Source organism: Cryobacterium lyxosi (assembly GCF_004403345.1).
Taxonomy (GTDB): Bacteria; Actinomycetota; Actinomycetes; order Actinomycetales; family Microbacteriaceae; genus Cryobacterium; species Cryobacterium lyxosi.
Genome location: NZ_SOGT01000002.1, coordinates 392,608 through 417,906 on the forward strand (window position 1 = coordinate 392,608; position 25,299 = coordinate 417,906).

Annotated in this window: 26 protein-coding genes; 13 read left to right on the plus strand and 13 right to left on the minus strand. The window is 65.9% G+C overall.

The window, feature by feature from the left end:
• Window positions 1–5 precede the first annotated feature (5 nt).
• Window positions 6–467 carry a DUF3817 domain-containing protein gene (locus tag E3T27_RS02820; RefSeq protein WP_134571496.1) on the minus strand — a complete coding sequence of 154 codons (462 nt, stop codon included), beginning with the start codon at window positions 465–467 and terminating at the stop codon, window positions 6–8.
• Window positions 468–623: 156 nt separating this feature from the next.
• Between E3T27_RS02820 and E3T27_RS02825 the strand changes: the two genes are divergently transcribed.
• Window positions 624–836: a hypothetical protein gene (locus tag E3T27_RS02825; RefSeq protein ID WP_134571497.1), complete on the plus strand. Its 213-nt coding sequence runs from the start codon at window positions 624–626 to the stop codon at window positions 834–836.
• Here E3T27_RS02825 and ykgO read toward each other — a convergent pair.
• Window positions 833–955: a type B 50S ribosomal protein L36 gene (ykgO, locus tag E3T27_RS02830; protein ID WP_088455075.1), complete on the minus strand. Its 123-nt coding sequence runs from the start codon at window positions 953–955 to the stop codon at window positions 833–835. The genes E3T27_RS02825 and ykgO overlap by 4 nt on opposite strands.
• A 46-nt stretch (window positions 956–1,001) precedes the next feature.
• Here ykgO and E3T27_RS02835 point away from each other — a divergent pair, with 46 nt between their 5' ends.
• Window positions 1,002–1,388, plus strand: a complete 387-nt coding sequence (locus tag E3T27_RS02835) for a hypothetical protein (protein WP_104197421.1) — start codon at window positions 1,002–1,004, stop codon at window positions 1,386–1,388.
• Window positions 1,389–1,437: 49 nt separating this feature from the next.
• Window positions 1,438–1,863, plus strand: a complete 426-nt coding sequence (locus E3T27_RS16435; protein ID WP_166786076.1) for a (2Fe-2S) ferredoxin domain-containing protein — start codon at window positions 1,438–1,440, stop codon at window positions 1,861–1,863.
• A 382-nt stretch (window positions 1,864–2,245) separates the two neighbouring features.
• On the opposite strand, the gene purQ is transcribed toward E3T27_RS16435, so the two are convergent.
• The 4 genes from purQ to E3T27_RS17140 all read right to left on the minus strand — a co-directional run bounded on the left by purQ (window position 2,246) and on the right by E3T27_RS17140 (window position 4,735).
• Window positions 2,246–2,944 carry a phosphoribosylformylglycinamidine synthase subunit PurQ gene (purQ, locus tag E3T27_RS02850; RefSeq protein ID WP_134571500.1) on the minus strand — a complete coding sequence of 233 codons (699 nt, stop codon included), beginning with the start codon at window positions 2,942–2,944 and terminating at the stop codon, window positions 2,246–2,248.
• Window positions 2,944–3,228 (minus strand): phosphoribosylformylglycinamidine synthase subunit PurS, encoded by a 285-nt coding sequence (locus E3T27_RS02855; protein WP_104126403.1) that lies wholly within the window; start codon window positions 3,226–3,228, stop codon window positions 2,944–2,946. Before E3T27_RS02855 ends, purQ begins: the two co-directional genes overlap by 1 nt.
• A gap of 95 nt (window positions 3,229–3,323) precedes the next feature.
• Window positions 3,324–4,616: a kynureninase gene (locus tag E3T27_RS02860; RefSeq protein ID WP_134571501.1), complete on the minus strand. Its 1,293-nt coding sequence runs from the start codon at window positions 4,614–4,616 to the stop codon at window positions 3,324–3,326.
• Entirely contained in the window at window positions 4,613–4,735 is a 123-nt protein-coding gene (locus E3T27_RS17140; protein ID WP_255408768.1) for a hypothetical protein, read from the minus strand. The genes E3T27_RS02860 and E3T27_RS17140 overlap by 4 nt, the downstream gene beginning before the upstream one ends.
• A gap of 290 nt (window positions 4,736–5,025) precedes the next feature.
• Between E3T27_RS17140 and E3T27_RS02865 the strand changes: the two genes are divergently transcribed.
• Entirely contained in the window at window positions 5,026–5,745 is a 720-nt protein-coding gene (locus E3T27_RS02865) for a TetR/AcrR family transcriptional regulator (protein ID WP_104197425.1), read from the plus strand.
• Between the two features lie 39 nt (window positions 5,746–5,784).
• Here E3T27_RS02865 and E3T27_RS02870 read toward each other — a convergent pair whose 3' ends face one another.
• Genes E3T27_RS02870 through E3T27_RS02880 form a run of 3 tightly spaced genes read right to left on the minus strand, consistent with a single transcriptional unit; the run spans window position 5,785 to window position 8,357 of the window.
• A complete protein-coding gene (locus E3T27_RS02870; protein ID WP_104197478.1) occupies window positions 5,785–6,636 on the minus strand; it encodes a VOC family protein in 852 nt (283 codons plus the stop codon).
• A gap of 54 nt (window positions 6,637–6,690) precedes the next feature.
• Window positions 6,691–7,641 (minus strand): phosphoribosylaminoimidazolesuccinocarboxamide synthase, encoded by a 951-nt coding sequence (locus E3T27_RS02875; protein WP_134571502.1) that lies wholly within the window; start codon window positions 7,639–7,641, stop codon window positions 6,691–6,693.
• Window positions 7,642–7,655: 14 nt separating this feature from the next.
• Complete coding sequence (locus E3T27_RS02880; protein WP_104197427.1) at window positions 7,656–8,357, minus strand: FadR/GntR family transcriptional regulator; 702 nt, start codon at window positions 8,355–8,357, stop codon at window positions 7,656–7,658.
• A gap of 125 nt (window positions 8,358–8,482) precedes the next feature.
• Between E3T27_RS02880 and E3T27_RS02885 the strand changes: the two genes are divergently transcribed.
• From E3T27_RS02885 to E3T27_RS02895, 3 genes are read left to right on the plus strand one after another with little or no spacing between them, the layout of a single operon-like run.
• Window positions 8,483–9,850, plus strand: coding sequence for an SLC13 family permease (locus E3T27_RS02885; RefSeq protein WP_134571503.1), 1,368 nt, complete (start codon window positions 8,483–8,485; stop codon window positions 9,848–9,850).
• A 36-nt stretch (window positions 9,851–9,886) separates the two neighbouring features.
• Window positions 9,887–11,095, plus strand: a complete 1,209-nt coding sequence (locus E3T27_RS02890) for a CaiB/BaiF CoA transferase family protein (RefSeq protein WP_104197429.1) — start codon at window positions 9,887–9,889, stop codon at window positions 11,093–11,095.
• A gap of 2 nt (window positions 11,096–11,097) precedes the next feature.
• Window positions 11,098–12,624 carry an acetyl-CoA carboxylase carboxyltransferase subunit alpha/beta gene (locus E3T27_RS02895; protein WP_241992090.1) on the plus strand — a complete coding sequence of 509 codons (1,527 nt, stop codon included), beginning with the start codon at window positions 11,098–11,100 and terminating at the stop codon, window positions 12,622–12,624.
• Between the two features lie 56 nt (window positions 12,625–12,680).
• On the opposite strand, the gene purD is transcribed toward E3T27_RS02895, so the two are convergent.
• Window positions 12,681–13,946, minus strand: coding sequence for a phosphoribosylamine--glycine ligase (purD, locus tag E3T27_RS02900; RefSeq protein WP_134571504.1), 1,266 nt, complete (start codon window positions 13,944–13,946; stop codon window positions 12,681–12,683).
• Window positions 13,947–13,998: 52 nt separating this feature from the next.
• Between purD and E3T27_RS02905 the strand changes: the two genes are divergently transcribed.
• Together E3T27_RS02905 and E3T27_RS02910 are read left to right on the plus strand one after the other, a co-directional pair.
• A complete protein-coding gene (locus tag E3T27_RS02905; protein WP_104197431.1) occupies window positions 13,999–14,376 on the plus strand; it encodes a sterol carrier family protein in 378 nt (125 codons plus the stop codon).
• A gap of 465 nt (window positions 14,377–14,841) precedes the next feature.
• Window positions 14,842–16,773: an HNH endonuclease signature motif containing protein gene (locus E3T27_RS02910; protein ID WP_134571505.1), complete on the plus strand. Its 1,932-nt coding sequence runs from the start codon at window positions 14,842–14,844 to the stop codon at window positions 16,771–16,773.
• A gap of 390 nt (window positions 16,774–17,163) precedes the next feature.
• On the opposite strand, the gene E3T27_RS02915 is transcribed toward E3T27_RS02910, so the two are convergent.
• Window positions 17,164–18,081 carry a ribokinase gene (locus E3T27_RS02915; protein ID WP_104197433.1) on the minus strand — a complete coding sequence of 306 codons (918 nt, stop codon included), beginning with the start codon at window positions 18,079–18,081 and terminating at the stop codon, window positions 17,164–17,166.
• Window positions 18,082–18,119: 38 nt separating this feature from the next.
• Between E3T27_RS02915 and E3T27_RS16880 the strand changes: the two genes are divergently transcribed.
• The 3 genes from E3T27_RS16880 to purM are packed head-to-tail and all read left to right on the plus strand — an operon-like array spanning window position 18,120 to window position 21,361.
• Window positions 18,120–18,641: a hypothetical protein gene (locus tag E3T27_RS16880; protein WP_241992091.1), complete on the plus strand. Its 522-nt coding sequence runs from the start codon at window positions 18,120–18,122 to the stop codon at window positions 18,639–18,641.
• Window positions 18,642–18,653: 12 nt separating this feature from the next.
• The gene (gene purF, locus E3T27_RS02925; protein WP_233200819.1) at window positions 18,654–20,243 is read left to right on the plus strand and encodes an amidophosphoribosyltransferase; all 1,590 of its coding nucleotides are present in this window, start codon (window positions 18,654–18,656) and stop codon (window positions 20,241–20,243) included.
• Window positions 20,240–21,361 carry a phosphoribosylformylglycinamidine cyclo-ligase gene (gene purM, locus E3T27_RS02930; protein ID WP_134571506.1) on the plus strand — a complete coding sequence of 374 codons (1,122 nt, stop codon included), beginning with the start codon at window positions 20,240–20,242 and terminating at the stop codon, window positions 21,359–21,361. Before purF ends, purM begins: the two co-directional genes overlap by 4 nt.
• A 125-nt stretch (window positions 21,362–21,486) precedes the next feature.
• Here the strand turns inward: purM and E3T27_RS02935 are convergent, their stop codons facing one another.
• Window positions 21,487–21,780, minus strand: a complete 294-nt coding sequence (locus tag E3T27_RS02935; protein WP_104197437.1) for a DUF3073 domain-containing protein — start codon at window positions 21,778–21,780, stop codon at window positions 21,487–21,489.
• A 152-nt stretch (window positions 21,781–21,932) separates the two neighbouring features.
• Here E3T27_RS02935 and E3T27_RS02940 point away from each other — a divergent pair, with 152 nt between their 5' ends.
• Complete coding sequence (locus tag E3T27_RS02940) at window positions 21,933–23,018, plus strand: NAD(P)-binding domain-containing protein (RefSeq protein WP_134571507.1); 1,086 nt, start codon at window positions 21,933–21,935, stop codon at window positions 23,016–23,018.
• 36 nt (window positions 23,019–23,054) lie between these two features.
• On the opposite strand, the gene E3T27_RS02945 is transcribed toward E3T27_RS02940, so the two are convergent.
• Window positions 23,055–25,196 carry an APC family permease gene (locus tag E3T27_RS02945; protein WP_241992092.1) on the minus strand — a complete coding sequence of 714 codons (2,142 nt, stop codon included), beginning with the start codon at window positions 25,194–25,196 and terminating at the stop codon, window positions 23,055–23,057.
• Window positions 25,197–25,299: the final 103 nt, after the last annotated feature.

Here is a 25,299-nt window from a genome sequence, read left to right on the forward strand (position 1 = left end):
CAACGCTAACTGATGCTGCCGGGCGGACCGATCGAAAGCAGCGTGGCCATGATCGACACCAGGGCGATCCCCATGATGCAGGCGAGGAGCACCGGCCGAGCCAGCATCCAGCGGAGCAGGGCGCTGACCCGGGTGTGGTCTCGAGGGTCGGCGGTGCGGGTCTGCCGCCACTCTCCGTTCAGCAACCCATTCTTCTCGAATCGGCGGTCGAGAGGTATCGTGCCGAAGGGAACGATTGCGGCAACCATCGCTATCGCGGTGAGCCGAAAGTTCCAGTGCTGATTGACGCCCACCAGGAGGGCTGTCATTCCGAAGGCGATGAAGACCAGTCCGTGCACAAAGCCGCCGATCTGCACCCCGATCTCACCGGCCTCGAGAACGTACTTCATGAGCATCCCGGCGATGAGTAGCGCCCAGGTAATGGCTTCGGCGATAGCGACGGAACGGAACAGCAGACGCGGGGTCATGGTGACTTTCGACTCATGGCGGGGTAGGAGACGTCCATCGTTGCAGCCGCGCCTGAATAAGCCCCCGTTTTAGACGTTCTGACTACTCGCCGAAAAACCCGCGTGACTGAGATTTTGCAATCGCGCAAAAATCCAGTGTGCGCCCGAATTGTGTTCGTGATGGTTGCATCACACCGCGGGCTGCGGCTCTGCCGACCATCGTCGGCGAACTCAATCACGTCGACCAGCATGCTGCTCGTCTACGGCAAGCTCGGCGACCACCGTCATTCGAACGCGCGCTTCAGCCGCCGCGTCGGTGCCGTTGGGGGCTGGCTCGGTTCCTACGGCGGAGAAGACTCGCCCGGTGACATCTCGCGGTTTCCACGCTAACCCTGACGGGCTTTCAAGCGTGGGTTTTTCTTGTTGATCACGAACACTCGTCCCCGGCGATGCACGATCTGTGCGCCCGGGAGTTTCTTGAGCGCTTTGAGTGAATTTCGAACTTTCATGGCCACCTCGACTTATTGATAATAATTATCAATTAGAGTAGCAGCCATGACTCCGCAACGTATTTTCACCGTGAACCTCATCAGCGGACTGCCCGGTGCCGGCAAATCATCCATAGTGCGAGCCAGCGGCGCGACCTCGCTCAGCCTCGCCGGTTCCGGGCGAAGCGCCGTATCCGAAGCCATAGCCAGCATCACTCGGAGTGACGTGATGTTGGAGATTCACCCGTCCGCAGTGCCGATCGAGGTAGGCAGCCACGACCCTGAGTCGCCGTGGGGCCAGGAAATTGCCTTCTTCGGCAAAGACCTCGACGCAGCCACGCTCACCACCAACCTCGACGCCTGCCTACTCACCGATCGCGAATTTGTCAGCGGTCCCAGCGAATGGAAATGCCTGGCCGATCCTTTCCCCGCCTGGGACCTGGATTCGAACTGACGCTTCACCGAGAAAACATTCGTACGACACAACAGAATGGAGTGCCACCATGAAACACACCCAAGCTTCGTCCCCGATCGAACAAGAAGCCAGCGGCCCACTGGTCGCCGTGTGTGCCGGGCATCGCTGCAGTGCGCTCCACCGACTAGCTGTCGGTCAAGATGGTGCCGACCGCTTGCGGTCGACGATTATGACCGGCACGGGCGGTGTCCTTGTTTCCACAGAATGCCTGGGCGCCTGCGCCCGAGGAGCGATCGCGGCGGTGGCCCGCCGTGAGGGAAACACGGGAGTCACCGGGCCGTCGGTGTGGCTGGGTGGAATAGACCAGCCCGCCGCCCTGGACGCCCTTCTGGCCTGGATAGCGTCCGGCGGCCCGACACGCATCGACGAACCGGCACTGAGCCTGCCACCCGTACTGCACAGCGCCATCCTCGGGATCGGCACACCCATCCGAGCCCACAGCCCTCTGCACTGACTCTCGGGCCGTAGGGCTGTGGCACTGAGCTGGGTCGCACTCGCACCAACGCACGAGGCTCCCGCCGATTCACCCACGGAGCGTGTGCGACCCAGCCCCGGTAGGCGACGGGCGAGGGCGCCGAGGATCTCCCGCAAGACACTAACGATCCCGCCGATGTCCAGCACCGCAGAGTCCTCGTGAGCTGGTCGGTGGGCGCAGGATATTCATGCCTACAAATTAAAAAGATGTCGATCGGAGACGGACGCGCACCGTAAATTATTACCGCTTAGGCCGGTCGGAAACAGGGTGCAGCTGGTCTCTTACCGTCGGTTGTCGAATACCACTCCCACGCGGCGCGAGCTCGACGCACACGGGTGGCAGGCTGTGGCTAGGGCATCGGCTAGCGCCCGACGAGCGCCCGCGCAATGACCGAGGTGAAGAAGGTGAGACCGTCGACGCCGCTCGCCATGGCATCGTCGGTGTCGGGGCCGAACCCGGCCTCAACGGCGTGCTCGGGGTGTGGCATGAGGCCGACGACGTTGCCGCGGGCGTTGGTGACGCCGGCGATGTCGTTCAGTGACCCGTTCGGGTTGCCGCCGATGTAACGGGCCACGATGCGGCCCTCGCCCTCGAGCGCCCGGAGGGTCTCGTCGGAGGCCATGAACGAGCCCTCGCCGTTCTTGAGCGGAATGACGATCTCGGCGTTGGCGGCGAAGCCGGTCGTCCAGTCGCTCGTGTTGTTCTCGATGCGCAGGCCTTGGTCGCGGCAGATGAAGCGGCCCCTGTCGTTTCGAATGAGGCCGCCGTCGAGCAGGTGGGCCTCGGTGAGCATCTGGAATCCGTTGCAGATGCCCAGCACGGGCATGCCCTGGTTCGCTGCGTCGATGACTTCGGTCATGATCGGCGAGAGGCTGGCAATGGCGCCGGCCCGCAGATAGTCGCCGTAGCTGAACCCGCCGGGCAGTACCAATGCGTCAACGCCGTGCAGGTCATGGTCGCCGTGCCAGAGTGCCACGGCGTCGGCGCCGGCCAGGCGGATCGCGCGCGCTGCGTCGCGATCATCGAGCGAGCCGGGAAAGGTGACGACGCCGATCCGCATCAGGCGACCGCTGACGAAGGAGCGTCTTGCACGTGGATGCCGACGACGTCCTCGATCACGGAGTTTGACAGCACCGAATCTGCGAGCACACGCACGGCGGCCAAGACGTCGGCATCCGCGGCGCCATCGATGGAAATCTCAAAGCGCTTGCCGACGCGCACTCCGCTGATGTTGGCCAGCGCTGTCTGGGTCTGACCGAGGCGACCGAGGGCGCCGGCGATGGCCTTGCCCTGGGGGTCAAGCAACTCGGCCTTGGGCATTACTTCGACGACGATCGTTGGCACTGGGCACTCCGCATACAGTCTGGGGCTAATAGTCGTGGCAAATCACTGCAATTCTACAGGCCAGGCGGGCCGCACCGGCCCGCCTCGGTGTCGGCCTACTCGGCTACGCCGCTTCGACCGAGCAGAATGCCGCGCAAGACGTCGCGCACGGCGGCCACTCCGTCGTAGGTCTCGACGAAGCTCGTACTGAGCGGGGCAAGGCCGAGCCGCAGCCCGTTGGGTGCCCGAAAATCTGGAATCACATCGTTGTCCCACAGAATCTTCGTGACCTGGCGCATCAGCGGATGGTTGATGGTCACGTGCCCGCCGCGATGGGTCTGCTCGCGCGGCGACGCGACGGTGACCCCCATCGGCGCGAGCCACGCATCAACGAGGGTGATCGCAAACTCGGTCAGCGCGACCGACTTGGCTCGTACCGACCCGATCGTGGCTTCGCCCAGCAGGGCAATGGTGTCCTGCATAGCGAGCATGCCCACCACGGCAGGTGTGCCGCTCATGAATCGACGGATACCGGTGGCCGGCCGATACCCCGGCCCCATTTCGAAGATGGCTTGAGAACCCATCCAGCCCTGAATCGGCTGGGTCAGCACAGCCTGTAGGTCGCTTTTTACATACCCGAAGGCCGGAGCGCCCGGGCCCCCGCTCAGGTATTTGTAGGAGCAGCCGACCGCGAGATCGACGGCGCAGCGGTCGAGTTCGATCGGAACAGAGCCGACCGAGTGGCTCAGGTCCCAGAGCACGAGGGCATCATGCTCGTGGGCAACGGCCGTGATGGCCTGCATGTCGGCGAGGTAGCCGGAACGGTAGGCCACGTGGCTGAGCAGCACGAGCGAGGTCTGTGGGCCGACGACGCTGCGCACTTGTTCGGCGGTAACGCCGCCCTCGGTATCGGATTCGATCCAGCGGAGCGTCAGGCCGCGCTCGCGCGCGATCCCTTCCAGAACGTATCGGTCGGTGGGGAAGTTATCGCTGTCGAGCACGATTTCGGTTCGGTGCGGCCGTGAATCCACGGCGGCCCTGGCCAGTTTGTAGAGCAGCACGGTGGTCGAGTCGCCGATGAAAACCTGGCCGGCTTCGGCGCCGAGGCAGGCCAGGCCGAGGTCGTCACCGATCTGCAGGGGCAGGTCCATCCACTGCTCGTCCCATCCGCGAATGAGTCGGGTGCCCCAGTTTTGAGCGAGAAAGTCGGCGATGCGCTCGGCGCTGGCCCGCAGCGGGCGACCGAGCGAGTTGCCGTCGAGGTAGGAGCGCGGGTTGGCGGTCTCGGGGTCGGTGTCTGTTCCCAGAAATCTGGCGCGATAATGTGCCAGGCCGTCAATGCGGTCCATCCGCCGGGCAAAAGCGAGGGGGACGTCGAGGCCGGTCGCACCGTTCATAGTGGGAGTCATGCGAGAACCTCGAGTTCGCCGCTTCGCAGAGCAGTCTCGTCGATCAGTGCGAGGTGCACGTGCGCATCGGGAAAGCCCGGCAGCACGGCGCCGCGACCGACCTGAAAATGAGCGGTCACGCGTCAAACTCCGGCGCATGGCACACAGCTCTGGAAAAAAAGTGAGTTCGAGGGCCGCCTGCAAAAAGGCTTCCTGCAAAAAGGCCGCGCCGGAGGAGTCTGGGCAGGTCGAGAGAGGGCCCGTAGCTCATCTTTTCTCGAAAATCGGTCACGATCTCGGGGTCGAATTCGCAAGTGTTGTTCTTGGGAGTCATCGGTTTCCATTCGGCTTGTCCAAATTGTGCGCAGGTTGCGACTGCGGGCGCAACACCAAGGCGAACCGAGCAGGTCAAAGTTCTAGACTGGAGCGCATGACCCCGCCGACCCGAAAGCCCCAGGATGGCGTGCCAGCCCCGTCTTTGCCCGAGCGAACCGCGCCGCTTCCGCCCCGTCGCCGAGACGCCCGGCTGAATCGAGACCGTCTTGTTGTGACGGCTCGTGCCCAGTTTGCGCAGTATGGAATCGACGCCTCGCTCGAGGAGATCGCGCGTCAGGCCGAGGTTGGTGTGGCGACTCTCTACCGCAACTTTCCGACCAGGGACGACCTTGTGCGCGCGCTCTATGACCTCGCGCTCGCCGAATTGCACGCGGTGCGTGGGGAAATCGAGGCGGCGCCCAACGCGTGGGAGGCGCTCGTCATCTATACCGAACGGGTTGCGGAATGGCTCGTCGCCGACCCGGCGCTGCCGCCGATTCTACGGCGCATGGCCCAGCTGGACCCGTCAGCGCGACCCGCCGCCGAGTTCGACGGCTTCATCGCGAGTCTCGTGGCCCGCGCGAAAAAAGATGGCACGCTGCGCCGAGATGTCGACGCGGTCGACCTTGCAGTGCTCGTCACCATGGTCGGATCGCTGGGTGGCCTCGGCGCCGGCTATGCCGGCCAGTGGCGTCGTCAGCTCTCCATCGTGCTCGACGGCCTGCGTGCGGCCGACGCGCCCCGGCCCAAGCTGCCCGGCCGCCCGCTCAACGTCAAGGACTATCAGGCCACCGTGCACGGCCTCACCCGTCGCACCGCCCGCGCCGCCCGCTGAGCCACCGGGTGCTGTCGAGCGTGGGCCGGTTGCGCGCGCCTAGACCGTCGCGACCGGGTTTTCAGCGGATACCGACGTGCCGGCGCGCACCCGGATGCGGTTGGCCCATGGGTCGTCAAATGCGAGGGTCTGCCCGTCGTAACTGGTGCCCACTTTGTAGTGGGCCATGCGCTCGTTGAGGGCGCCGATGTCATCGGCACCGGGCACGATAATGCTGATCTCGCCGAGGCCCAGGGCCAGGCGGCGTTTGCCGGTTCCCGAGCTCTCCCAGGTGTTCATGGCCATGTGGTGGTGGTAGCCCCCGGCCGAGACGAACAGTGCGGAGGGGCCGAAGTTCGCGGTCGCCTCGAAGCCGAGATGGTTCACGTAGAACTCGCGAGCGGTCGCGACATCTCCGACCGAGAGGTGCACGTGCCCGACGATGGCGGCACCCTCACTCGGCTCGGCCGACATATGCTCTGAAATGAATGCATTCGGGTCGAGCTGGAGCGAGGCCATTTCAACCTGGCCGTGGGCCCAGCTCCACAGTGTGCGGTCGCGGTCCCAGTACAACTCGATGCCGTTTCCCTCAGGGTCGGTGAAGTAGAAAGCCTGGCTGACCAAGTGATCGGCACTGCCCGTGAACGTTCCCGGGGACTTCGTGCCGATCGAAAAGACGGCGGCGGCAAGATCGGCCTGCGTGTTGAAGAGAATGGCCGTGTGGTAGAGCCCCGCCGAGCGTCGTTCGGCGGCTGCGAGCTCGGGCGCGTGCTGCAGAATAACGAGCGGTATCCGGCCACGCCCGAGCACGGCGACCGGCCCGTCGTGGCTCTGTAACTCAAGCGTCACGATGTCGCGGTAGTAGGCGAGCATGGCGTCGAGGTTGCCCACGCGCAAAGTCACCGCGCCCATTCCGGTTTCGGCGGCCAGCAGGTCATTCGCGCGGAGAGTCACAGCAGGCACAACTCAGGCGCCGGTAAGACGCTCGAGCAGTTCGCGATAGCGGGCCGCGGTCTGCTCCACGATCTCGGCCGGCAGCTCGGGCGGGGCACCGGTACCGTCCCAGTGGGCGGCGAGCCAGTCGCGCACGATCTGCTTGTCGAAGCTCGCCATGCGCTCGTCGGGTGTCGTGCCCAGGTGCCAGGCTTTTGCGTCCCAGTACCGACTGGAGTCGCTCGTGAGCACCTCGTCGGCGAGCACGGTCATGCCGGTCTGCCGGTCGGCGCCGAATTCGAACTTGGTGTCGGCGAGGATGACGCCGGCCTTCTCGGCGATCGCTCCGGCGGTGGCGAAGAGGGTGAGGGAGAGGTCGCGGAGCTCGGCGGCAATGCCCGGCCCGACGAGTTCTATCGTGCGTTCGAACGTGATGTTCTCGTCGTGCTGGCCCAGAGGAGCCTTCCACGCGGGGGTGTAGATGGGTTCCGGCAGGCGGTCGCCGTTCTCGAGGCCGGCCGGCAGCGCGATGCCGCACACCGACTGGGACTGGGCATATTCCTTCCAGCCACTGCCCGTCAGGTAGCCGCGCACGACGCACTCGATGGGGTACATGTCGAGGGTGCGGCAGAGCATCGCCCGGCCAGCGACGGCCGCGGGGATGAGCTCGCGCACGGTGCTGCCGACCTGTTCGTGGTCGGCGACGAGGTGATTGGGGATGCCGGTCAAACGGTCGAACCACCACAGGCTGAGAGTCGTGAGCAGCTCACCCTTTCCCGGGATGCCCGGCTCCAGCACATGGTCGAACGCGCTCACCCGGTCGCTGGCGACCACGAGCACGCGGGAGGCGCTCATCAGGTCGGCCGGGGCATCCGTCGTTCCGTCGGTGGGAATATAGAGGTCCCGCACCTTGCCCGAGTAGGCATGAAGCCATCCGGGCAGATCGCGGGCGACGGATGCTGTGGGCTGCGCGGATTCGGTCACGCTTGTATTCTCTCTCACTTCAGCAGGGCAACGTCGGAGACGAGCTCGATGTGCGAGAGCATCGCCGCGCTCGCGGCTGCGACGTTCTGCGCCCGGATGGCCGCGGTGATGGTTTGGTGCGAGGCCAGGGACTGCTCGGGCCGGCCCGGCTGGGCCAGGGACTCCAATCTCGTTTCGAGAATCATCTCGGCGATGAACGTCATGAGCTGGGCCAGTACGGGGGAGTGGGCGGCCGCCGTGACGGCCTGGTGAAAGAGCTCGTCGCCGTGCGCGCCGCGGTCGCCGGCCGCGATTTCCTCGGCCATGATCCGCACGGCGTTCTCGATCGCGGCCAAGTCGGCATCGGTTCGCCGCAGCGCGGCGAGCTCGGCCAGCTTCACCTCGAGGGTGCTGCGGGCCTCGACGATTTCCGGAAGCCGGTTTCGGTGGTCGCGGAGTCCCTTGATCACCGTTGCGATGCTGGGGCGGTACACGAGCACGGCTCCGGTGCCGTGCTGGACATCGATGACTCCGAGCACTTCGAGGGCGACGAGCGCCTGCGCCAGGGTGGCGCGGGAGACGCCGAGACGTTCCGCGAGATCGCGTTCGGCGGGCAACAGGTCACCGGGGCCCAGGTGAGCCGACTCGATGTACGACAGAAGCTGCGCCACGAGCTGTTCGTACAGCCGTGGTTTCGACACGCGCGACAGGGGCTGGGGTTCTAGTTCCTGGGCCACGCGTGTACCTCCCGCATCGAAGTGTGACCCTAGGGTACACGGGCGTTGACAAACTCACCTACTATCTAGGAGGCTAGTCCAGTGAGCCAATAGCCCACATTCGCTTGAATCATGGAGGAACAAGGATGTCCGCTCCCATCATCTCGATCATCATCCTGGCGGTGATGTTTCTGACCGCCACGCTACTTCCCGTCAATATGGGGGCGTTGGCTTTCGTCGGTGCTTTCCTGCTCGGCACAGTCTTCCTCGGCATGGAGACCGCTGACATCCTCGCCAATTTTCCCGGCGGGCTCTTCCTGACACTCGTGGGGGTCACGTACCTCTTCGCGATCGCGCAGGGCAACGGCACGATCGACCTGCTCGTGCGCGGATCGGTTCGACTTGTCGGTGGACGGGTAGCTCTCATCCCCTGGATCATGTTCATCATCACGGCTGTGATCACCGCCGTTGGTGCACTGTCTCCGGCCGCGGTGGCCATCGTGGCGCCGATCGCGCTCGGCTTCGCCCGCAAGTACAAGATCAGCCCCCTGCTTATGGGCATGATGGTGATTCACGGAGCGCAGGGCGGCGGATTCTCGCCCATCGCCGTTTACGGTGTGATCGTCAACAGCCTCATCTCGACCACGGGGCTCGACGCGAGCCCCACGGCGGTGTTCCTGTCGAGCCTCATCTTCAACTTCCTGATCGCCGTCGTATTGTTCATCGTGCTCGGTGGCCGGGGGCTCCTCTCGAGCCGGGTCGGACACTTCGTGGAGCAGGCCGCCGAGGCTCGGATGGCGGTCAGCGTGGGTGCCAGGGCCGGTGGCGACGTGGCATTCAAGGGCTTCGGCTCCGGCATCTACGGTCCCCGCGACCCCGCCGGTGACGGCGCACGGGAGACATCGACCCGTGCGGAACGCATTCCTCAGCTGATCACCGTGGCCGGCCTCATCGCCCTGGCCGTCATCGCACTCGGTTTCAAGGTCGATGTCGGTTTCGTGGCCATCACCATCGCCGTCATCCTCGCCCTGGTCTCGCCCGCGGCGCAGAAGGGTGCCGTCAACAAGATCAGCTGGTCGACCGTGCTGCTCATCTGCGGCATGCTCACCTTCGTGGGCGTACTCGAAGAGGCCGGCACCATCGCATACGTGTCGGATGCCGTAGCCAACCTGGGTATGCCCCTGCTGGCGGCGCTGCTCATTTGCTATATCGGTGCCATCGTCTCGGCTTTCGCCTCTTCGACCGCCATCCTGGCTGCCCTCATCCCCCTCGCCGTACCCTTCCTGGCCAGCGGCGAAATCGGGGCGATCGGCGTGATCTGCGCCCTCGCCGTGGCATCGACCATCGTGGACGTGTCGCCGTTCTCTACGAACGGCGCCCTCGTGCTGGCCAACGCCCCCGACGAGGTGGACAAAGATCGCTTCTACAAGCAGATCTTGGCCTACAGCGGCATCGTCGTGGTGGCCGGCCCTGCCATCGCCTGGGCGGTGCTGGTCCTCCCGGGCTGGCTGTAGACACACCACACACCGCAGATCGAGAGAGGACTGAATATGAGCACGGACACTCAGACCCGAGCGCGAGGTCCACTCGAGGGCTATCTGGTCGTCGACCTGAGTCGTGCCCTCGCCGGGCCGCACGCGAGCATGATGCTCGCCGACCTCGGGGCACGCGTCATCAAGGTGGAGAATCCCGGAATGGGAGACGATACCCGGGGCTGGGGTCCGCCGTTCGTCGGTCCCGACGACAACCTGCAATCCACGTATTTCCTCTCTTGCAACCGCAACAAGGAGTCGATCGCCCTCGATCTGAAGAGCGACGACGGCCGCGCTGTGCTGCGCGACCTGCTGCTGCGCGCCGACGTGGTGGTCGAGAACTTCCGCCCCGGTGTTCTGGATCGCCTCGGATTCTCGCCCGAGGCGATGCACGAGCTCAACCCGTCGCTCGTGATCCTCTCGATCACCGGTTTCGGCCACGACGGCCCTGAGTCGAGCCGCAGCGGCTACGACCAGATTCTGCAGGGCGAAGCCGGCCTCATGTCACTCACCGGATCCGGCCCAGACGACCCGCAGCGGGTGGGGGTGCCGATCGCCGACCTGCTCTCGGGAATGTACGGCGCCTTCGGGCTCCTCGCTGCCTTACTGCAGCGCGAGCGCACGGGAGAGGGGCAGATCGTTCGCACCTCGCTTTTGGCCGCACTCGTGGGAGTGCACGCCTTTCAGGGCACCCGCGCTACCGTGGCGGGCGAGGTGCCTGAGGCCCAGGGCAACCACCATCCGTCAATCGCACCCTACGGACTGTTCGCGTGCCGCGACGGCAGCGTGCAGATCAGCATCGGCAGTGAGAAGCTCTGGGCCACCTTCGCGGCCGAGTTCGGCTTTGATCCTGCCCGGGCCGAGTGGGCCACCAACGCCCATCGCGTGCGCAACCGGGAGAGCCTCAAGGCGGCGATAACGGATGCCTTCGCCCATTTCGACGCCGCGCCGCTGCTGCACAAGCTTGGCCAGGCCGGAATTCCGGCCGGAAAAGTGCGCTCATTGGATGAGGTCTATCAGTGGGACCAGGCGCTGTCGCAGGGACTGCTGATCGACGTCGAGCATGATGTGCTCGGCAAGATCAGCCTCCCGGGCCCGCCGCTGCGGTTCTTCAGCCCCGCCGACACCGCCGAGACGACCAACACCACGCACTCTGCTCCGCCGGTGCTCAACCAGCACGGCAGCGAAATACGTGACTGGCTCAATCGTGCAGTGGAAGGGATCTAACCGTGCCGAATGACAACGCGTTGACCGAACCGAAAACCCGTCACCTCAGCGCCGCCGAACTTATCGGGGTGGTACTCGACGACGGATCGTTTTCGAGCTGGGACCAGCCCGTGGTCGATCCCGACCCGGACGAGGCGTACCGGCTTGCTCTGGTGAAGGCTCGGCAGAAGAGCGGCACCGACGAATCCGTGCTGACGGGCGAGGGCCTGATCCGCGGGCATCGGGTAGTGATCGTGGTGAGCGAGTTCGCGTTCCTGGCCGGCTCCATCGGGCTCTCCGCCGCGGACCGTATCGTCGACGCGATCGAACGCGCCACTCGCGAGGGGCTGCCGGTACTGGCCGGGCCGGCCTCCGGCGGTACCCGCATGCAGGAGGGCACGCTCGCCTTTCTCTCCATGGTGAAGATCACCGCCGCCGTGCGGGCGCACCGGCAGGCGGGGCATCCGTATCTCGTCTACCTGCGGCACCCCACCACGGGCGGAGTTATGGCATCGTGGGGATCGCTCGGGCACGTCACGGTGGCGGAGCCGGGCGCGCTGCTCGGGTTCCTGGGCCCGCGGGTCTATGAAGCGCTCTACGGAAAGAAGTTTCCGGAGAACGTGCAGGTCGCCGAAAACCTGTTCAACCATGGCCTGATCGATGCCGTCGTGCCGCCTGAGCAGCTGCCGGAAATCGTCGACCGGGCACTCACCATCCTCACCGGCAAGGCGACCACCCCGGTGGCGGCCCCGGAAAGCCTGCAGGTGCGGCCCGCTCCTGTTGGCGCGTGGGCATCCATTGAAATCTCGCGAAACCCGCGCCGGCCCGACCTGCGCCAGCTGCTTGCCTATGGCGCCCACGACGTGCTGCCGCTCAACGGCACGGGCGAGGGCGAGAACGACCCGGGGCTCATGCTCGCTCTGGCGCGCTTCGGGCAGCAGAGCTGCATCGTTCTGGGTCACATCCGCCCGCGGCCGTCACGCGACACCACGATGGGCCCGGGGTCGCTACGCGAGGCCCGCCGAGGTATGCGCCTCGCCGAAGAACTCGGGCTGCCGCTGCTCACCGTGATCGATACGGCCGGGGCCGCCCTGTCGCAGGAGTCCGAGGAGGGGGGAATGGCCGGTGAAATCGCCCGTTCCCTGCATGAGCTCATCGGCCTGCGGTCGGCCAGTGTATCGGTCTTACTCGGCCAGGGAGCCGGCGGTGGGGCGCTCGCACTGTTACCGGCTGACCGCACCATCGCCGCGCAGCATTCCTGGCTGTCTCCGCTGCCGCCCGAGGGCGCGAGCGCCATCGTGCACCGAACGACGGAATTTGCCCCGGCCATGTCGGAAGCACAGGGCGTAGACGTTGCGTCGCTCTTTGCCAACGGGATCGTCGACCACATCGTCGATGAGCGCCCGAATGCAGCCGAGGAAGGACGGGCATTCTGCCAGCGGATGGCGGCGGCCATCGAGTACGAGCTGTCCACGCTCTCAAGCGTGCCGGTAGACGAGCTGCTGCCGCGCCGGGTGTCGAAGTTTCGTGCCATGGGCCGACGCACCTGAGCCCGCTGACAGGCGATGGCCCCGCCATCGCCTGTCGCGCGGCGTCGGGGCGTCACTCAGGCGACGCGGGCGGCGATGTCTGTTCGATAGTGTGAGCCCTCCAGTGACACCTGCCCGAGCGCCTCGTAGGCACGCGCGCGGGCCTCGATGAATGAGGCGCCCACGGCGACGACGCTGAGCACTCGGCCGCCGGTGGACACGATCGTGTCACCCCGAGCCGCCGTCGCGGCGTGTGCGATCGTGACACCGGGCACCCGCAATGCGGCGTCCAATCCGGTGATCTCGCGCCCGACCAGCGGGGATTCTGGGTAATTTTCGCTCGCGACCACCACCGTCACGGCCACATCGGCGGAGAACTCCGGTCGGGGTAGTGTGCCGAGTGTGCCGGTCGCGGCGGCCAGCAGCAGGCCAGACAGCGGCGTGAGCAGGCGCGGCAGCACGACCTGCGTCTCGGGGTCTCCGAAGCGCGCGTTGAATTCAATGACTCGGATGCCGGCATCCGTCAAAATAAGTCCGCAGTAGAGCAACCCGACGAACGGGGTGCCCTCGGCGGCGAGCTGGCGTATCGTCGGCAACGCAACCGTCTCGATGATCTCGTCGACGAACTCGTTCTCGCTGCCGAACCGGGCGTCGAGCCAGGGCAGCGGCGAGTACGCGCCCATGCCGCCGGTGTTCGGACCGGCGTCGTGGTCGAGGGCGCGTTTGTAGTCCTGGGCGGGCGAGAGCGGTAAGACGCTGTGGCCGTCGCTGAGTAGAAACAGCGAGATCTCCTGGCCGTCGAGGAACTCTTCGATGAGCACGCTGCCGTGTTCGAGCCAGAAGGTGGCGTGGGCGAGGGCTGCGGCGCGATCCGATGTGACCAGCACGCCCTTGCCAGCGGCGAGGCCGTCGGCCTTGACCACGTAGGGCGCTCCGAACTCGTCGAGCGCAACGCTGGTTTCGGCGAGTGAGCCCGCGCGCACGGCGCGGCCGGTGGGAACCCCGGCCTCATCCATGATGCGTTTGGCGAAGGTCTTGCTGCCCTCGAGGGCAGCGGCGGCCCGGTCGGGCCCGAATACGGCGATACCGCGAGTGCGCAGGGCGTCGGCGACGCCGGCCACGAGCGGGGCCTCCGGGCCGATGACGACGAGTTCGATGCTGTTCAACACGGCATAGTCGGCGACGGCGACCGGGTCGTTGGGGTCGAGCGCTACGACCGCAACTTCGGCGGCGATACCGGCGTTGCCGGGGGCGCATTCGACGCTCGGTCGCGGCTGCTCACGAAGCAGCGCGGTGATAATGGCGTGCTCGCGGGCACCGGAACCAAGGACCAGAATTTTCACCGTTTCAGGCTACCCGATGCCCCGGGCCCGGCGGATCGGGCAGACTGGAAGCATGGCACGAGCGCGTATCGACGACGGAGCCGGCCGGGCGGCCGTGCGAGCGGCCCTCGCGGCGGTCGCTGCGGGTAACAGCGCGAGCCGGGACATCCGGGCGCAAGCCGTGCGCTACACCCTGCAGCTGCTGGCCGAACAGGCTGAGGGCAACACTCTTGAGGTGCGCGTGCCGCCGTTCGGCGCAGTGCAGTGCGTCGCCGGCCCGCGCCACACCCGCGGTACACCGCCCAACGTCATCGAAACGGATGCCGCCACCTGGCTCGCGCTCGCTACCGGTGCCCTGCCCTGGGCGGACGGCCTGGCGAGCGGCGCCATCCACGCCTCCGGGTCCCGGGCCACCCTGATCGGGCATGTGCCGGTGCTGCCCCTTCCCTGAGGGTTGAGTTTCGATGCTGTCGGGCGTTTGCGTTGAGTCACTGGTACCGGCGAGGCACTGGTACCGGCGAGGCACGGGCGGAAGGCGGTGCACAGTCGTCGGGTGCAGGGTCGTCGGGGTGCACAGTCGTCGGGGTGCAGGGTCGTCGGGGTACAGGAAGACCACGAGCCAACTCAGCGCCGATGACCGCCGCGGTCGTTCATCGGCGGCGGAGAATTGGCTGCGTCGGGCCGTGGGGCCGGCGAAATTGTTCGGGGCTTATTTCTGATGAAGAATCGTTTATTTCTTCGATAGGACGCAGACTGCCGCGGCGGTGAATCACGAGGGCGGGCCTCGGTAATACCTTGCAGAATTGACCGCTGTCATCGTGAATTCGCATCGATCGCCCCAATTTGGCACCTGGAATACTTCTGAGGTTCTCTCGCTTTTGTGTTCGATTCGCGGTAGAATGGCGTGAAGGAGGCAATGGCGCCCATGTTCATGGAAAACCCGAGTGAGTTCAGTTCACACCCCGTGATTGTGGCGGTGGAGCAGGCTCGGGAGATTCTATTGGCGGCGTTGCGTGGTGTGTCGTTCGGGCTGCTCGGTGATGAAGAATCGCTGACCGTGCTGCTCGCGCTGGAAAATGTGGGCCGGGTGGTCGACGGAGCCCGGGTGCTTTCCACCACAGATGTGCTGCGCCGGTCCGTGTATTTCGATGCTGCCGCGGCCCAGAGCGCCGCTGCCCAGGCATCTACCGCCCAGGCATCTACCGCCCAGGCTGCTGCTACGAGTGCTGATGCAGCCTCTGCGATAACGGGGAGCGCCGTGCCGGGGAGCGCCGTGCCGGGGAGCGCGGCGGCTGCTAACGCGGCGGGGGCTATGGCTGCGCCGACGCTGGCTGCGCCGACGCTGGCCCGTCGCCTCGGCTGCCGCAGCGGCGTGGACCTGATCTGCACCCTCGCCCGGCTGTCCCGAGCCGAGGTTCGCCAGCGGTCCGCGCTCGGCGAGAAAGCCGGCCAGCGGATGCTCCTCGGCCGCCCTCTCGCCCCCACCTACCCCGTTCTCGGTGAAGCACTGCAGTGTGGGAAACTCGGGCTCGAGCAGGCGCGCGTGATCGTGTCGGTGCTCGACGGCCTGCGCTCCTCCGTCCTGGTGGAGGATCTCGACCGGGTGGAACGTTCCTTGGTCGCCAGCGGCTCCGGCGCAATCACCCCCGAAACCGAGGGGCTTCCCGGTGCCGGTATCGCGTTCGCACCGGAGTTGCTGCGGCAGCAGGGCATCCAGTGGAAGGCCCGCCTCGCCCCCGACGGCACCGCGCCCGGTGAGACCCCGCCCGAACGGCGCAGCTGGCTTACCTTCGGCAACCTCAGCAACGGCGGCTACAGCCTAAACGGCTGGTTCACCACCCTCGATCGAGCCGTTGTCAGCAACGTCTTCGACGCTTTCCTCTCCGCCGCGGCGGCGAACCCGGTCCCAGGAGCCGAAAACACCGCGACCCCAGTTCCCGGAGCCGAAAACACCGCGACCCCGGTTCCCGGCACGACCCGAGTCTTCGACAGCACTCCGCGTGCCCGGGTCGCGTTTCGTGAAACCGAAAGCAACGACAAGCCAGCTTCGGAAACGAGCGTCGAGGTCGTCGTGGCCGGCGAAGCCGCCGAGGACAGCGGAACGCGCAAAGTCCCCGAGGTCGGAGCGACCAGCGAGGCCAGCGACACGCTCGGCAGCGACCCACCCGACCCGCTCAGTTTCAACCCGCTCAGTCCCGATGCGCTCAGTTCAGACTTACACGGTCCGTGCCCGCAGCAACCCGACGACACCCGCTCGCGCAGCGAAAAACAGGCTGGCATTCTCCGCGCAGTGTTCGAAGCCGCCGCACGGCACCCGGGCGCCCCGACCCTGGGCGGCGCGGCCCCCACCGTGCTTGTGCACATCAACATCAACGACCTCCTGGCTGGCCGCGGCGCCGGCTGGATCGACGGCATCGACGGACCACTCACCACTACCCAGGTCGACGAATTGATCTGCGCCGGCGGGTATCAACCGGTGCTGTTCGGCCACAACGGCAAGATCCTGCACCTCGGCACCAGTAACCGATTCTTCACCGCCCAGCAACGCCGAGCGTTGGCTGCTCGGGACGGCGGGTGTGTCATCCCCGGCTGCACCGTGCCACCCCAGCTCACCCAGGTACACCACCTGAAACCGTGGCGTGAGGGTGGCCGCACCGATATCGACAACGCGGTGCTGCTTTGTAACGCCGGCCATGCCAGCATCGAGACCTCCGGCTGGCACATCGACATGCGAGACGGCCGACCCTGGATCCGCGGCCCGCTCGTCTTCGACCCCACCCAAACCTGGCGCCCCGCCGGCCAAAACCGCGCCGCCACTTCCGTCGAAAAACCCACCTGGGACAAGTAACACCCTCGCTTCGCTACTGCAGGCATATGAAGCTCGCGCCGCCGTCACGGGCCACGTTCCGAGGCTCTGACCTTGAGACACGCGTGTCAGGGGTAGAGATCTCGTTTGTTCAGGTGGAAGACACGTTCGGAATGGGTGCTGACCATAGTTTGAGCGGGGCCGCCCCATGAGGGTCTGCCAGAGGGAGGGCAGTCGTTTCTGCGGCTGCTGCACTTCGACAACGCCGCCGAGCAGATCAGCGTGCGCACTTACGCGCCCTATCTCGACGCGTACAACTCCGACGATCCCACCCTCGACCTGGAGCGCCAGGAATTCACGGTGCCCGCGTCGGAGAGCGTGCAAAGAGCCCGGTAGAGCTAGCCAATCGGGTCTTTGTTGTGCGCTCGAGCGCTAGCGGAGGATTGCGTCAACCTCGGCTTGGGCGGGCATCGAGGTGGTGGCCCCGGCGCGGGTCACCGCGATCGAGGACGCGATCGTGGCGTAGCGCACGCCCTCGATCATCTGATCGGGAGTGATGGCGGTGCCGCGCACGTAACCGACCGCCAGGCGCGCTACGAGGGCCCCGACGAAGGTATCGCCCGCCGCAGTCGTATCGACCGCTGTCACCGGGCGAGCCGGAGCGAGCCCGAGCGCCTCACCGTCATAGGCCACGACCGATCCTTCCGAACCCAAAGTCACGATCGCCCAGGTGCCGCCGGCGCTGAGCACCTCCGCAGCACGAACCGGGTCGCTCTCCCCGGTGAGTTCGGCGGCTTCACCCTGGTTGGGTACGACGAGGTCGACCGAGGCGAGAAAGCCAGGCGGCAGCGGCACCACCGGTGCCGGGGTCAGCACCGTGAACAGACCGGCCGCGCGAGCGAGCGCGAGTCCCTCGACCAATACCCGGGTCGGCAGCTCGCACTGCATGACCAGAAACGACGAATCGGCAACGACTGCGCGCTGCTCCACACTCAGGGTGGTGACGGTGGCGTTGGCTCCCGACACCACGACGATGGAATTCTCGCCGCTGTCCACGACGGAGATGTGGGCGGTGCCGGTGGGGGCATCCGCTGTGGCGAGTTCGGTAGAACGGATGCCCTCGCTCACTAGCAGCGCACGCAGCTCGGTCCCGTAGGCATCCGCTCCCACCGCTCCCAGAAAGGTCACGTCCGCGCCGAGTCGAGCGGCGGCAACCGCCTGATTCAGTCCCTTGCCGCCCGGGACCGTGCTGAAACCGGCCCCGAAGATCGTCTCACCGGGCAGGGGGAGGCGCGCCTGGCGTACGACGAGGTCCATATTGGCGCTTCCGAGTACCGCAATCGTGTTCATAGAGTCAGTCTTCCATCTGTCCATGGGACAATAAACGGGTGAGTTCCACCGAGCAGCCCCAGGACCCGTCGAACGATACCGTCGCCGACAGTGCGACCGACAGTGCGACCGACAGTGCGACCGACAGTGCGACCGACAGTGCGACCGACAGTGCGACCGACAGTGCGACCGCGAGTGCGACCGCGAGTGCGACCGCGAGTGAGACCGTACTGGGGGACACGACCGTGACCGTGCATCGGGCGCCGCGGTACCGCAATTTCATGCTGCTCGGCGCCATTGTCGGCGTGCTGCTCGCCCTGATCCTCACGATCTCTTTTCCCGAGAACAACGAGTACGACCGGGTGCAAATTTTCGGTTTCCTGCTGCTCGGCGGTCTCGCCGTCGGCACGACGCTCGGCGCGGTCGTTGCCCTCATCATCGACCGGATCATCGGTCGATCGCGCGTGTCCGTCGTCGCCGATAGACTGGGGGCGAACGAAGCACGTACCAACGAACTGCGTACCGCTGAGCCTGGCTCCGGTACTCCCAACGATGATTTTCAAGCGTTCAACGAGAAGTAAAGAGGCTGCGGCTTGCCTGGTGGCGACGGACTGTTAAATCACGATCTTCTTCCAGGCGAAAAGGGCCCGCAAGACGCTTGCGGCGTCTTCGGTGTCTGGGCTCCCGGTGAAGAGGTAGCCAAACTCAGCTACTTCGGGCTGTATGCGCTGCAACACCGCGGTCAGGAATCGGCCGGAATCGCCACGAGTGACGGCAGCAAGATCCTCATCTACAAAGACATGGGACTCGTCTCGCAGGTCTTCAATGAGGCCTCGCTGAGTACCCTGCTCGGGCACATCGCCGTCGGCCACACCCGGTATTCCACGACGGGTTCATCGAGTTGGCAGAACGCCCAGCCGACCCTCGGCCGTACCTCGAGCGGAACGGTAGCCCTCGGCCACAACGGCAACCTCACCAACACCGCCGAGCTGCTGCAGCTCGTGCGCGAACGATATCCGCAGGTTGATGGCGAACTCGCCCGCGGCAACACCACCGACACCGCAGTGATCACCGCCCTGCTCACCGGCGATCTCGATCACACTCTCGAAGCCACTGCGCTCGAAGTGTTGCCGCGCCTCCGTGGCGCCTACTGCCTCGTTTTCATGGACGAAACGACGCTCTATGCGGCCCGCGACCCGCAGGGCGTGCGGCCATTGGTGCTCGGACGCCTCGAACGCGGCTGGGTCGTCGCCTCTGAGACCGCAGCCCTCGACATCGTCGGTGCCAGCTTCGTGCGCGAGGTCGAGCCGGGTGAGCTCATCACTATCGACGAGAACGGGCTGCGCACACAACGATTCGCGAAGGCCGAGCCCAAGGGCTGCGTCTTCGAATACGTCTACCTCGCCCGCCCCGACACCACCATCGCGGGCCGCGGCGTGCACGAGGCCCGGGTGGAGATGGGGCGCCGGCTCGCCGCCGAGCACCCGGTCGAGGCTGACCTCGTCATTCCCACTCCGGAATCCGGTACTCCGGCGGCCATCGGCTACGCGCAGGCGTCGGGCATTCCGTTCGGCCAGGGCCTGGTCAAGAACTCGTACGTCGGGCGCACGTTCATCGCGCCGTCGCAAACCATCCGGCAGCGCGGTATCCGCTTGAAGTTGAACCCGCTCAAGAACGTCATCAAGGGCAAACGGCTGATCGTGGTCGATGACTCGATCGTGCGCGGCAACACGCAACGCGCCCTCGTGAGCATGCTGCGCGAGGCCGGCGCCGCCGAGGTGCACGTGCGCATCTCGAGCCCGCCGATCACCTGGCCGTGCTTCTACGGAATCGACTTTGCCAGCCGCGCCGAACTCGTCGCGACCGGCCTCGAAATTGACGAAGTGCGCCAGTCGATCGGCGCCGACAGCCTCGGCTACCTCTCCGAAGACGGCATGATCGAAGCCACCGAACAGCCGCGCGAACGCCTCTGCACTGCGTGTTTCACGGGCATCTACCCGATCGCATTGCCAGAAGCGCAGCACCTTGGCAAGAACCTGCTCGAGCGCCCGGCGGCATCAAACGGATGCGACCCCGGCCCGGATTCCGAACTGGAAGCCGTGCTGGCTCCCTTCGTTCGTAAAGAAGAAGCCCTTGCGCGATTGGGCCAAGTACCGTTCGGTGACCCGGGAAGACCAGAATGAGCAACTCCAGCACTTCGACCAACGCGAGCTACGCAGCAGCCGGAGTCGACACCCGGGCCGGTGACCTTGCCGTTGGGCTTATGAAATCGGCCGTCTCCAAGACCCACGGCCCCGAGGTCTGGGGCGGTGTCGGTGGCTTTGCTGGATTGTTCGACGTGTCGTTCCTCACCAAATTTCGGCAGCCCCTGCTGGCCACGTCGACGGATGGTGTCGGCACCAAGGTCGCCATCGCCCAGGCGATCGACAAGCACGACACCATCGGCCAGGACCTGGTCGGCATGGTCGTCGACGACATCATCGTGGTCGGTGCACGCCCGCTGTTCATGACCGACTACATCGCCTGCGGCAAGGTCGTGCCCGAGCGCATCGCTTCGATCGTGGCTGGCATCGCCCGCGCCTGCTCCGAGACCGGAACCGCTCTCGTCGGTGGTGAAACCGCCGAACATCCCGGTCTGCTCGGTCCAGACGACTACGACGTGGCCGGCGCGGCCACCGGCGTGGTCGAGGCCGACCAGGTGCTCGGCGCCGAGAAGGTGCTCTCCGGTGATGTGGTCATCGCGCTGGCCTCCAGTGGCCTGCATTCCAACGGTTACTCGCTCGTGCGCCATATCCTGGCGCAACGCGGCATCGGCTACACCGACATGTCGGCTGAACTGGGCGGCATGGTCGGCGAAGCCCTGCTGGAGCCGACCCGACTGTATACCGGCCCCCTGCTCGACGTGCTCGATGAGCCTGCGCTGGCCGGCGCCATCCACTCGCTCAGCCACGTCACCGGCGGCGGCATTGCCGCAAACCTCGCCCGCGTGTTACCCGTTGGGTCGTGGGTCGAGGTGGACCGGTCCACCTGGTCGCCGGCACCCGTGTTCCGGGTGCTCGGCGACATGGCCGGGTCCACGCTGGAAAGCGCGGAGGGAACCTGGAACCTCGGAGTGGGCATGTTCGCCGTCGTGGATGCGGCCTCTGCCTCATCGGTCATAGCCCGTCTGGCCACGAGCGGAATTCCCGCTTGGGTCACCGGCCGCGTCTCGCGCGCTGCGCACGACCTGACGGGGTTCGAGCAGGGCGCCAAGGGCGTCAACGGCGGCGCAGTGCGCCTCGTCGGGACTTACGCGAAGTAGCGCAGCGTAACCGTCGAGGGCCGGGCGCGACCGCCTTCGGCAGCAGGGGCGACGTCGAATGAGACGCCGCCCCTGATCACGGAGCGCGCCAAGGGCGAGCGGATGTCGCCGCCCGCCGTTGCAGGCTAAGCGCGCTTCTTCTCGTCTTCGGGCGCGTAGTGGTCCACGTAACGGTCATCGTCGTCGGGATCGTCGTCGTCGTCCGCGGAATCCGACGAATCCGTGGCGCCGTCACCGGCCGCGCTCTTCGCCTTGTCCGCTTCATACTCGGGCCACTTGGCGAGGTCTTCGTCGAGGCGAGGATCGGATGGATGCCCGGTCAGCTCGCGTTCGAGCGCGTTGTAGTTGGTATCCGGGCTGAAGTACTTCAGCTCCCGAGCTACCTTGGTGTGCTTTGCTTTTTGACGGCCGCGCCCCATGCGTGACCCCCTTACGATGCCTGGCCGAGCAGGTCGCGAGACCCTCGGGATTTGCCGAACGGAATGTGTAAAAACTAGAGTTTAGTTTAGCATGACGGGCCTTGTGCCCCGCGGACGCCGTTCGCACGGCTAATCCGTAGGAATGGGGTGACATGACGGGCAACGTCAGCGTGCCCATCGTCATCATCGGCGCCGGCCAGGCCGGGCTGTCCGTCGGCTTCTACCTGCGTCGGTTCGAGCTGGTGGCCGGCCGCGACTTCATCATCTTCGACCGGGGCCCGAGCACCGGCGGCGCCTGGCAGCACCGCTGGCAGGCCCTGCAGCTCGGGTCGGCACACCGTGTCAACGACCTTCCCGGCATGAAAGAACTCGGCCTGAGCTTTGACACGGCCGACCACACCGTGCCGGCCCGCGACGTTGTCCGCGACTACTACCGCGACTACGAGCAGCATTTCGAGCTGAACGTGGTGCGGCCGGTGACCGTGACCAGCGTGGTTCCGCTGCAGTCCAACCTGGTCGTGGCCACGAGTTCCCCGGTGTTCGGTGACCAGAAAACCGACGCACGCATGATCGTCAACGCGACCGGCACCTGGGGCGCGCCGTTCGTGCCGCACTACCCCGGAGCGAGCACCTTCGAGGGTACGCAGGTGCACACGGCGACCTACGTCTCGAGCGACGCATTCGAGGCTCAGCGGGTGATCGTCGTTGGCGGCGGCACCTCGGCGATCGGGTTCCTGCTCGAGCTCGAAGGGGTGGCGAGTGAGTTGACCTGGGTAGCACGTCGTCCGATCGATTTCAGTCACACCGACGAGCTGGCGGAGGTGACCGCTGTGGCGGCCGTGATGTCGCAGGATCGCGCGGCCCGGGCTGGCAAAGCCCTCCCGAGTATTGTCAGCGGTACCGGGGTGCCGGTCACGCGCCGCATTGCGGCCGGCATCGACCGGGGACTACTCGTGGCTCGTCCGATGTTTTCGAGCATTGAGCCGACCGGCGTGCGGTGGAGCGATGGAACCTTCACCGAGGCCGACGCGATCGTCTGGGCATCCGGTTTTCGCCCGGAGCTGCGACACCTGGCCCCGCTCAAGCTGCGCGAGAAGGCCGGCGGTGTTTCGGTTACTTCCGGTGCGTCCTGGACCGACCCGCGCATCTTCTTCGCCGGTTACGGCCCGCAGGCGAGCACCGTCGGCGCCAACCGGGCCGGTCGCATCATCGCCCGGCAGATCATGGCCAGGCTGTAGCCCGACGCCCACCGCGCTGCTGAAACGGTGACGCTGCTACTTGCGCTTGCGGCGACGGGATGTCGACGGTCGCGACTGCGACGGAACGGTTCCGACGATCGGGGTCGACTTCGTCGCGGTCTCGGCCGTTCCCGTGGGTGGAGCGAGCGGCCGGCGCGACACCGGCCGGGAGCGCACGGGCTCGCCGCGGCGGTCCTGACCGGGGATCGGGCGGGAGCGGCGGCCGTAGATGAGCTCAGAGGAGTCGAGCAGCCAGGGCACGAGGGCAATGGTGACGCCGTGCACGAGCATGAGTTTTTGGCGCAGCCGGCGCGCCTTGTGGTTGTGCAGCAAGCCTTCCCACCAATGCCCGACGATGTAGATCGGTGTGTACACGGTGATGACCTCGGAACCGTGATCCTGGCGACGCTCCTTGATGTAGTTGATCAGCGGCCAGCTGATGTCGCGGTAGGGCGAGGCGACGATGCGCAATGGCACCTGGATGTTCTGCTTGACCCAGGCACGTTTGAGTTCCTTGGTCTCGACGGTGTCAATGGAGACATGCACCGCTTCCAAGCTGACATGCCGCGCCGCGATGGCGTAGTCGAGGGCTTTCAGAACGGGCTTCTGCATTTTGCCCACGAGCACGATTGCATGGTCGCCCTGCGATCCGAAGGTCGTGATCGGGTCGACTTCGATCTCCTTCGCGACGTCGCGGTAATACCGGTTGACGCCCATCATGAGAAAGAACAGCACCGGCATCATCACGAACACCAGCCACGCGCCGTGGGTGAATTTCGTCACGGTGACGACGATGAGCACGACGCCGGTCAGTGCCGCGCCAAAACCGTTGATCGACAAACTCAGAATGATCGAGCCCCGGTTCGGCGGATTCTTTTTGAGCAGTTTCAGCCAGTGTCGCACCATGCCGGTCTGGCCGAGCGTGAACGACACGAACACGCCGATGATGTAGAGCTGAATCAGCACGGTGAGGTTGGCCCGGTAGACCACCATGATGACGCAGGCGGCGAGGGCGAGCAGCACAACCCCGTTGGAGTAGATGAGACGGTCGCCGCGGGTGCTGAGCGACTTCGGCGCGTAGGAGTCGCGGGCAAGCACCGATCCGAGCAGTGGGAAGCCGTTGAAAGCCGTGTTCGCAGCGAGCAAGAGCACGGCCGCTGTGGCCGCCTGCAGCACGAAGAACATGATGGAGTAGTCGCCGAACGTTGCCGCGGCGACCTGGGCGATCAGGCTGCGCTGTGGAGCTGTAGCGCACTCGGCCCAGCCGATCAGGTCGCAGGCACGTTCTGCGTAGTGCACCTGGGAGATGAGGGCGAGGGTGGTCAGCCCGACGAACAGAACGATGGCGATGCCGCCCATGAGGGTGAGCGTGCGCTGGGCGTTTTTGACCTTGGGGTGTTTGAACGCTGGCACCCCATTGGCGATCGCTTCCACGCCGGTCAAGGCGGAGCATCCGCTCGCGAAGGAGCGCAGCAGCAGCAAGATGAAAGCGGCCTGCGCGAGGTTCTCGCCCTGCACGTCATAGCCAGCCGATTCGGCCACCGGTGCATCGCCGAGGAGTGCCCGAACCAGGCCGACGATGATCATGAGCAGCACGCTGCCGATGAACAGGTAGGTCGGCACGGCGAAGGCCTTGCTCGACTCCCGAACGCCGCGCAGGTTAGCTGCCGCGAGCAGGATGATGAACACGACGGCGAGTTCGACGCGCAGGGGGGCCAGCGCGGGTATCGCCGAGATGATGTTGTCCACGCCGCTCGCGACCGACACGACCACGGTCATGACGTAGTCGACCAGCAGGGCGGATGCGACGACCAGGCCGGCTTTCTCACCCAGGTTCTTGTGGGCGACCTCGTAGTCGCCGCCGCCCGATGGGTACGCCTTGATCAGCTGGCGGTAGGACGCGACCACAACGACGAGCAGCACGACGACGACCGCGGCGACCCACGGCGCGAAGCTCAGGAATGCCAGCCCGCCGAGGGTCAGGATCATGAGGAGTTCTTGCGGCGCGTACGCCACGCTCGACAGCGGGTCGCTCGCAAAGATGGGCAGGGCGAGGTGTTTGGGCAGCAGTTGGCCGTCCAAATGCTCGGTGGGGAGCGGATCGCCGATGATCCACCGTTTCGGTGATCGGTTCTCTGGTACGGGGGCATTCGCCTCGGGTGTCACGAGGGTCGACATTACACCTACCCGGTTCCGTGTCAAATCGATCGGCCGATGTCCAACCGGAAAAATTTCGACACGACGTGCTGAGCGGCCGAAAGAAACGGCGTGTCGCGAAAAT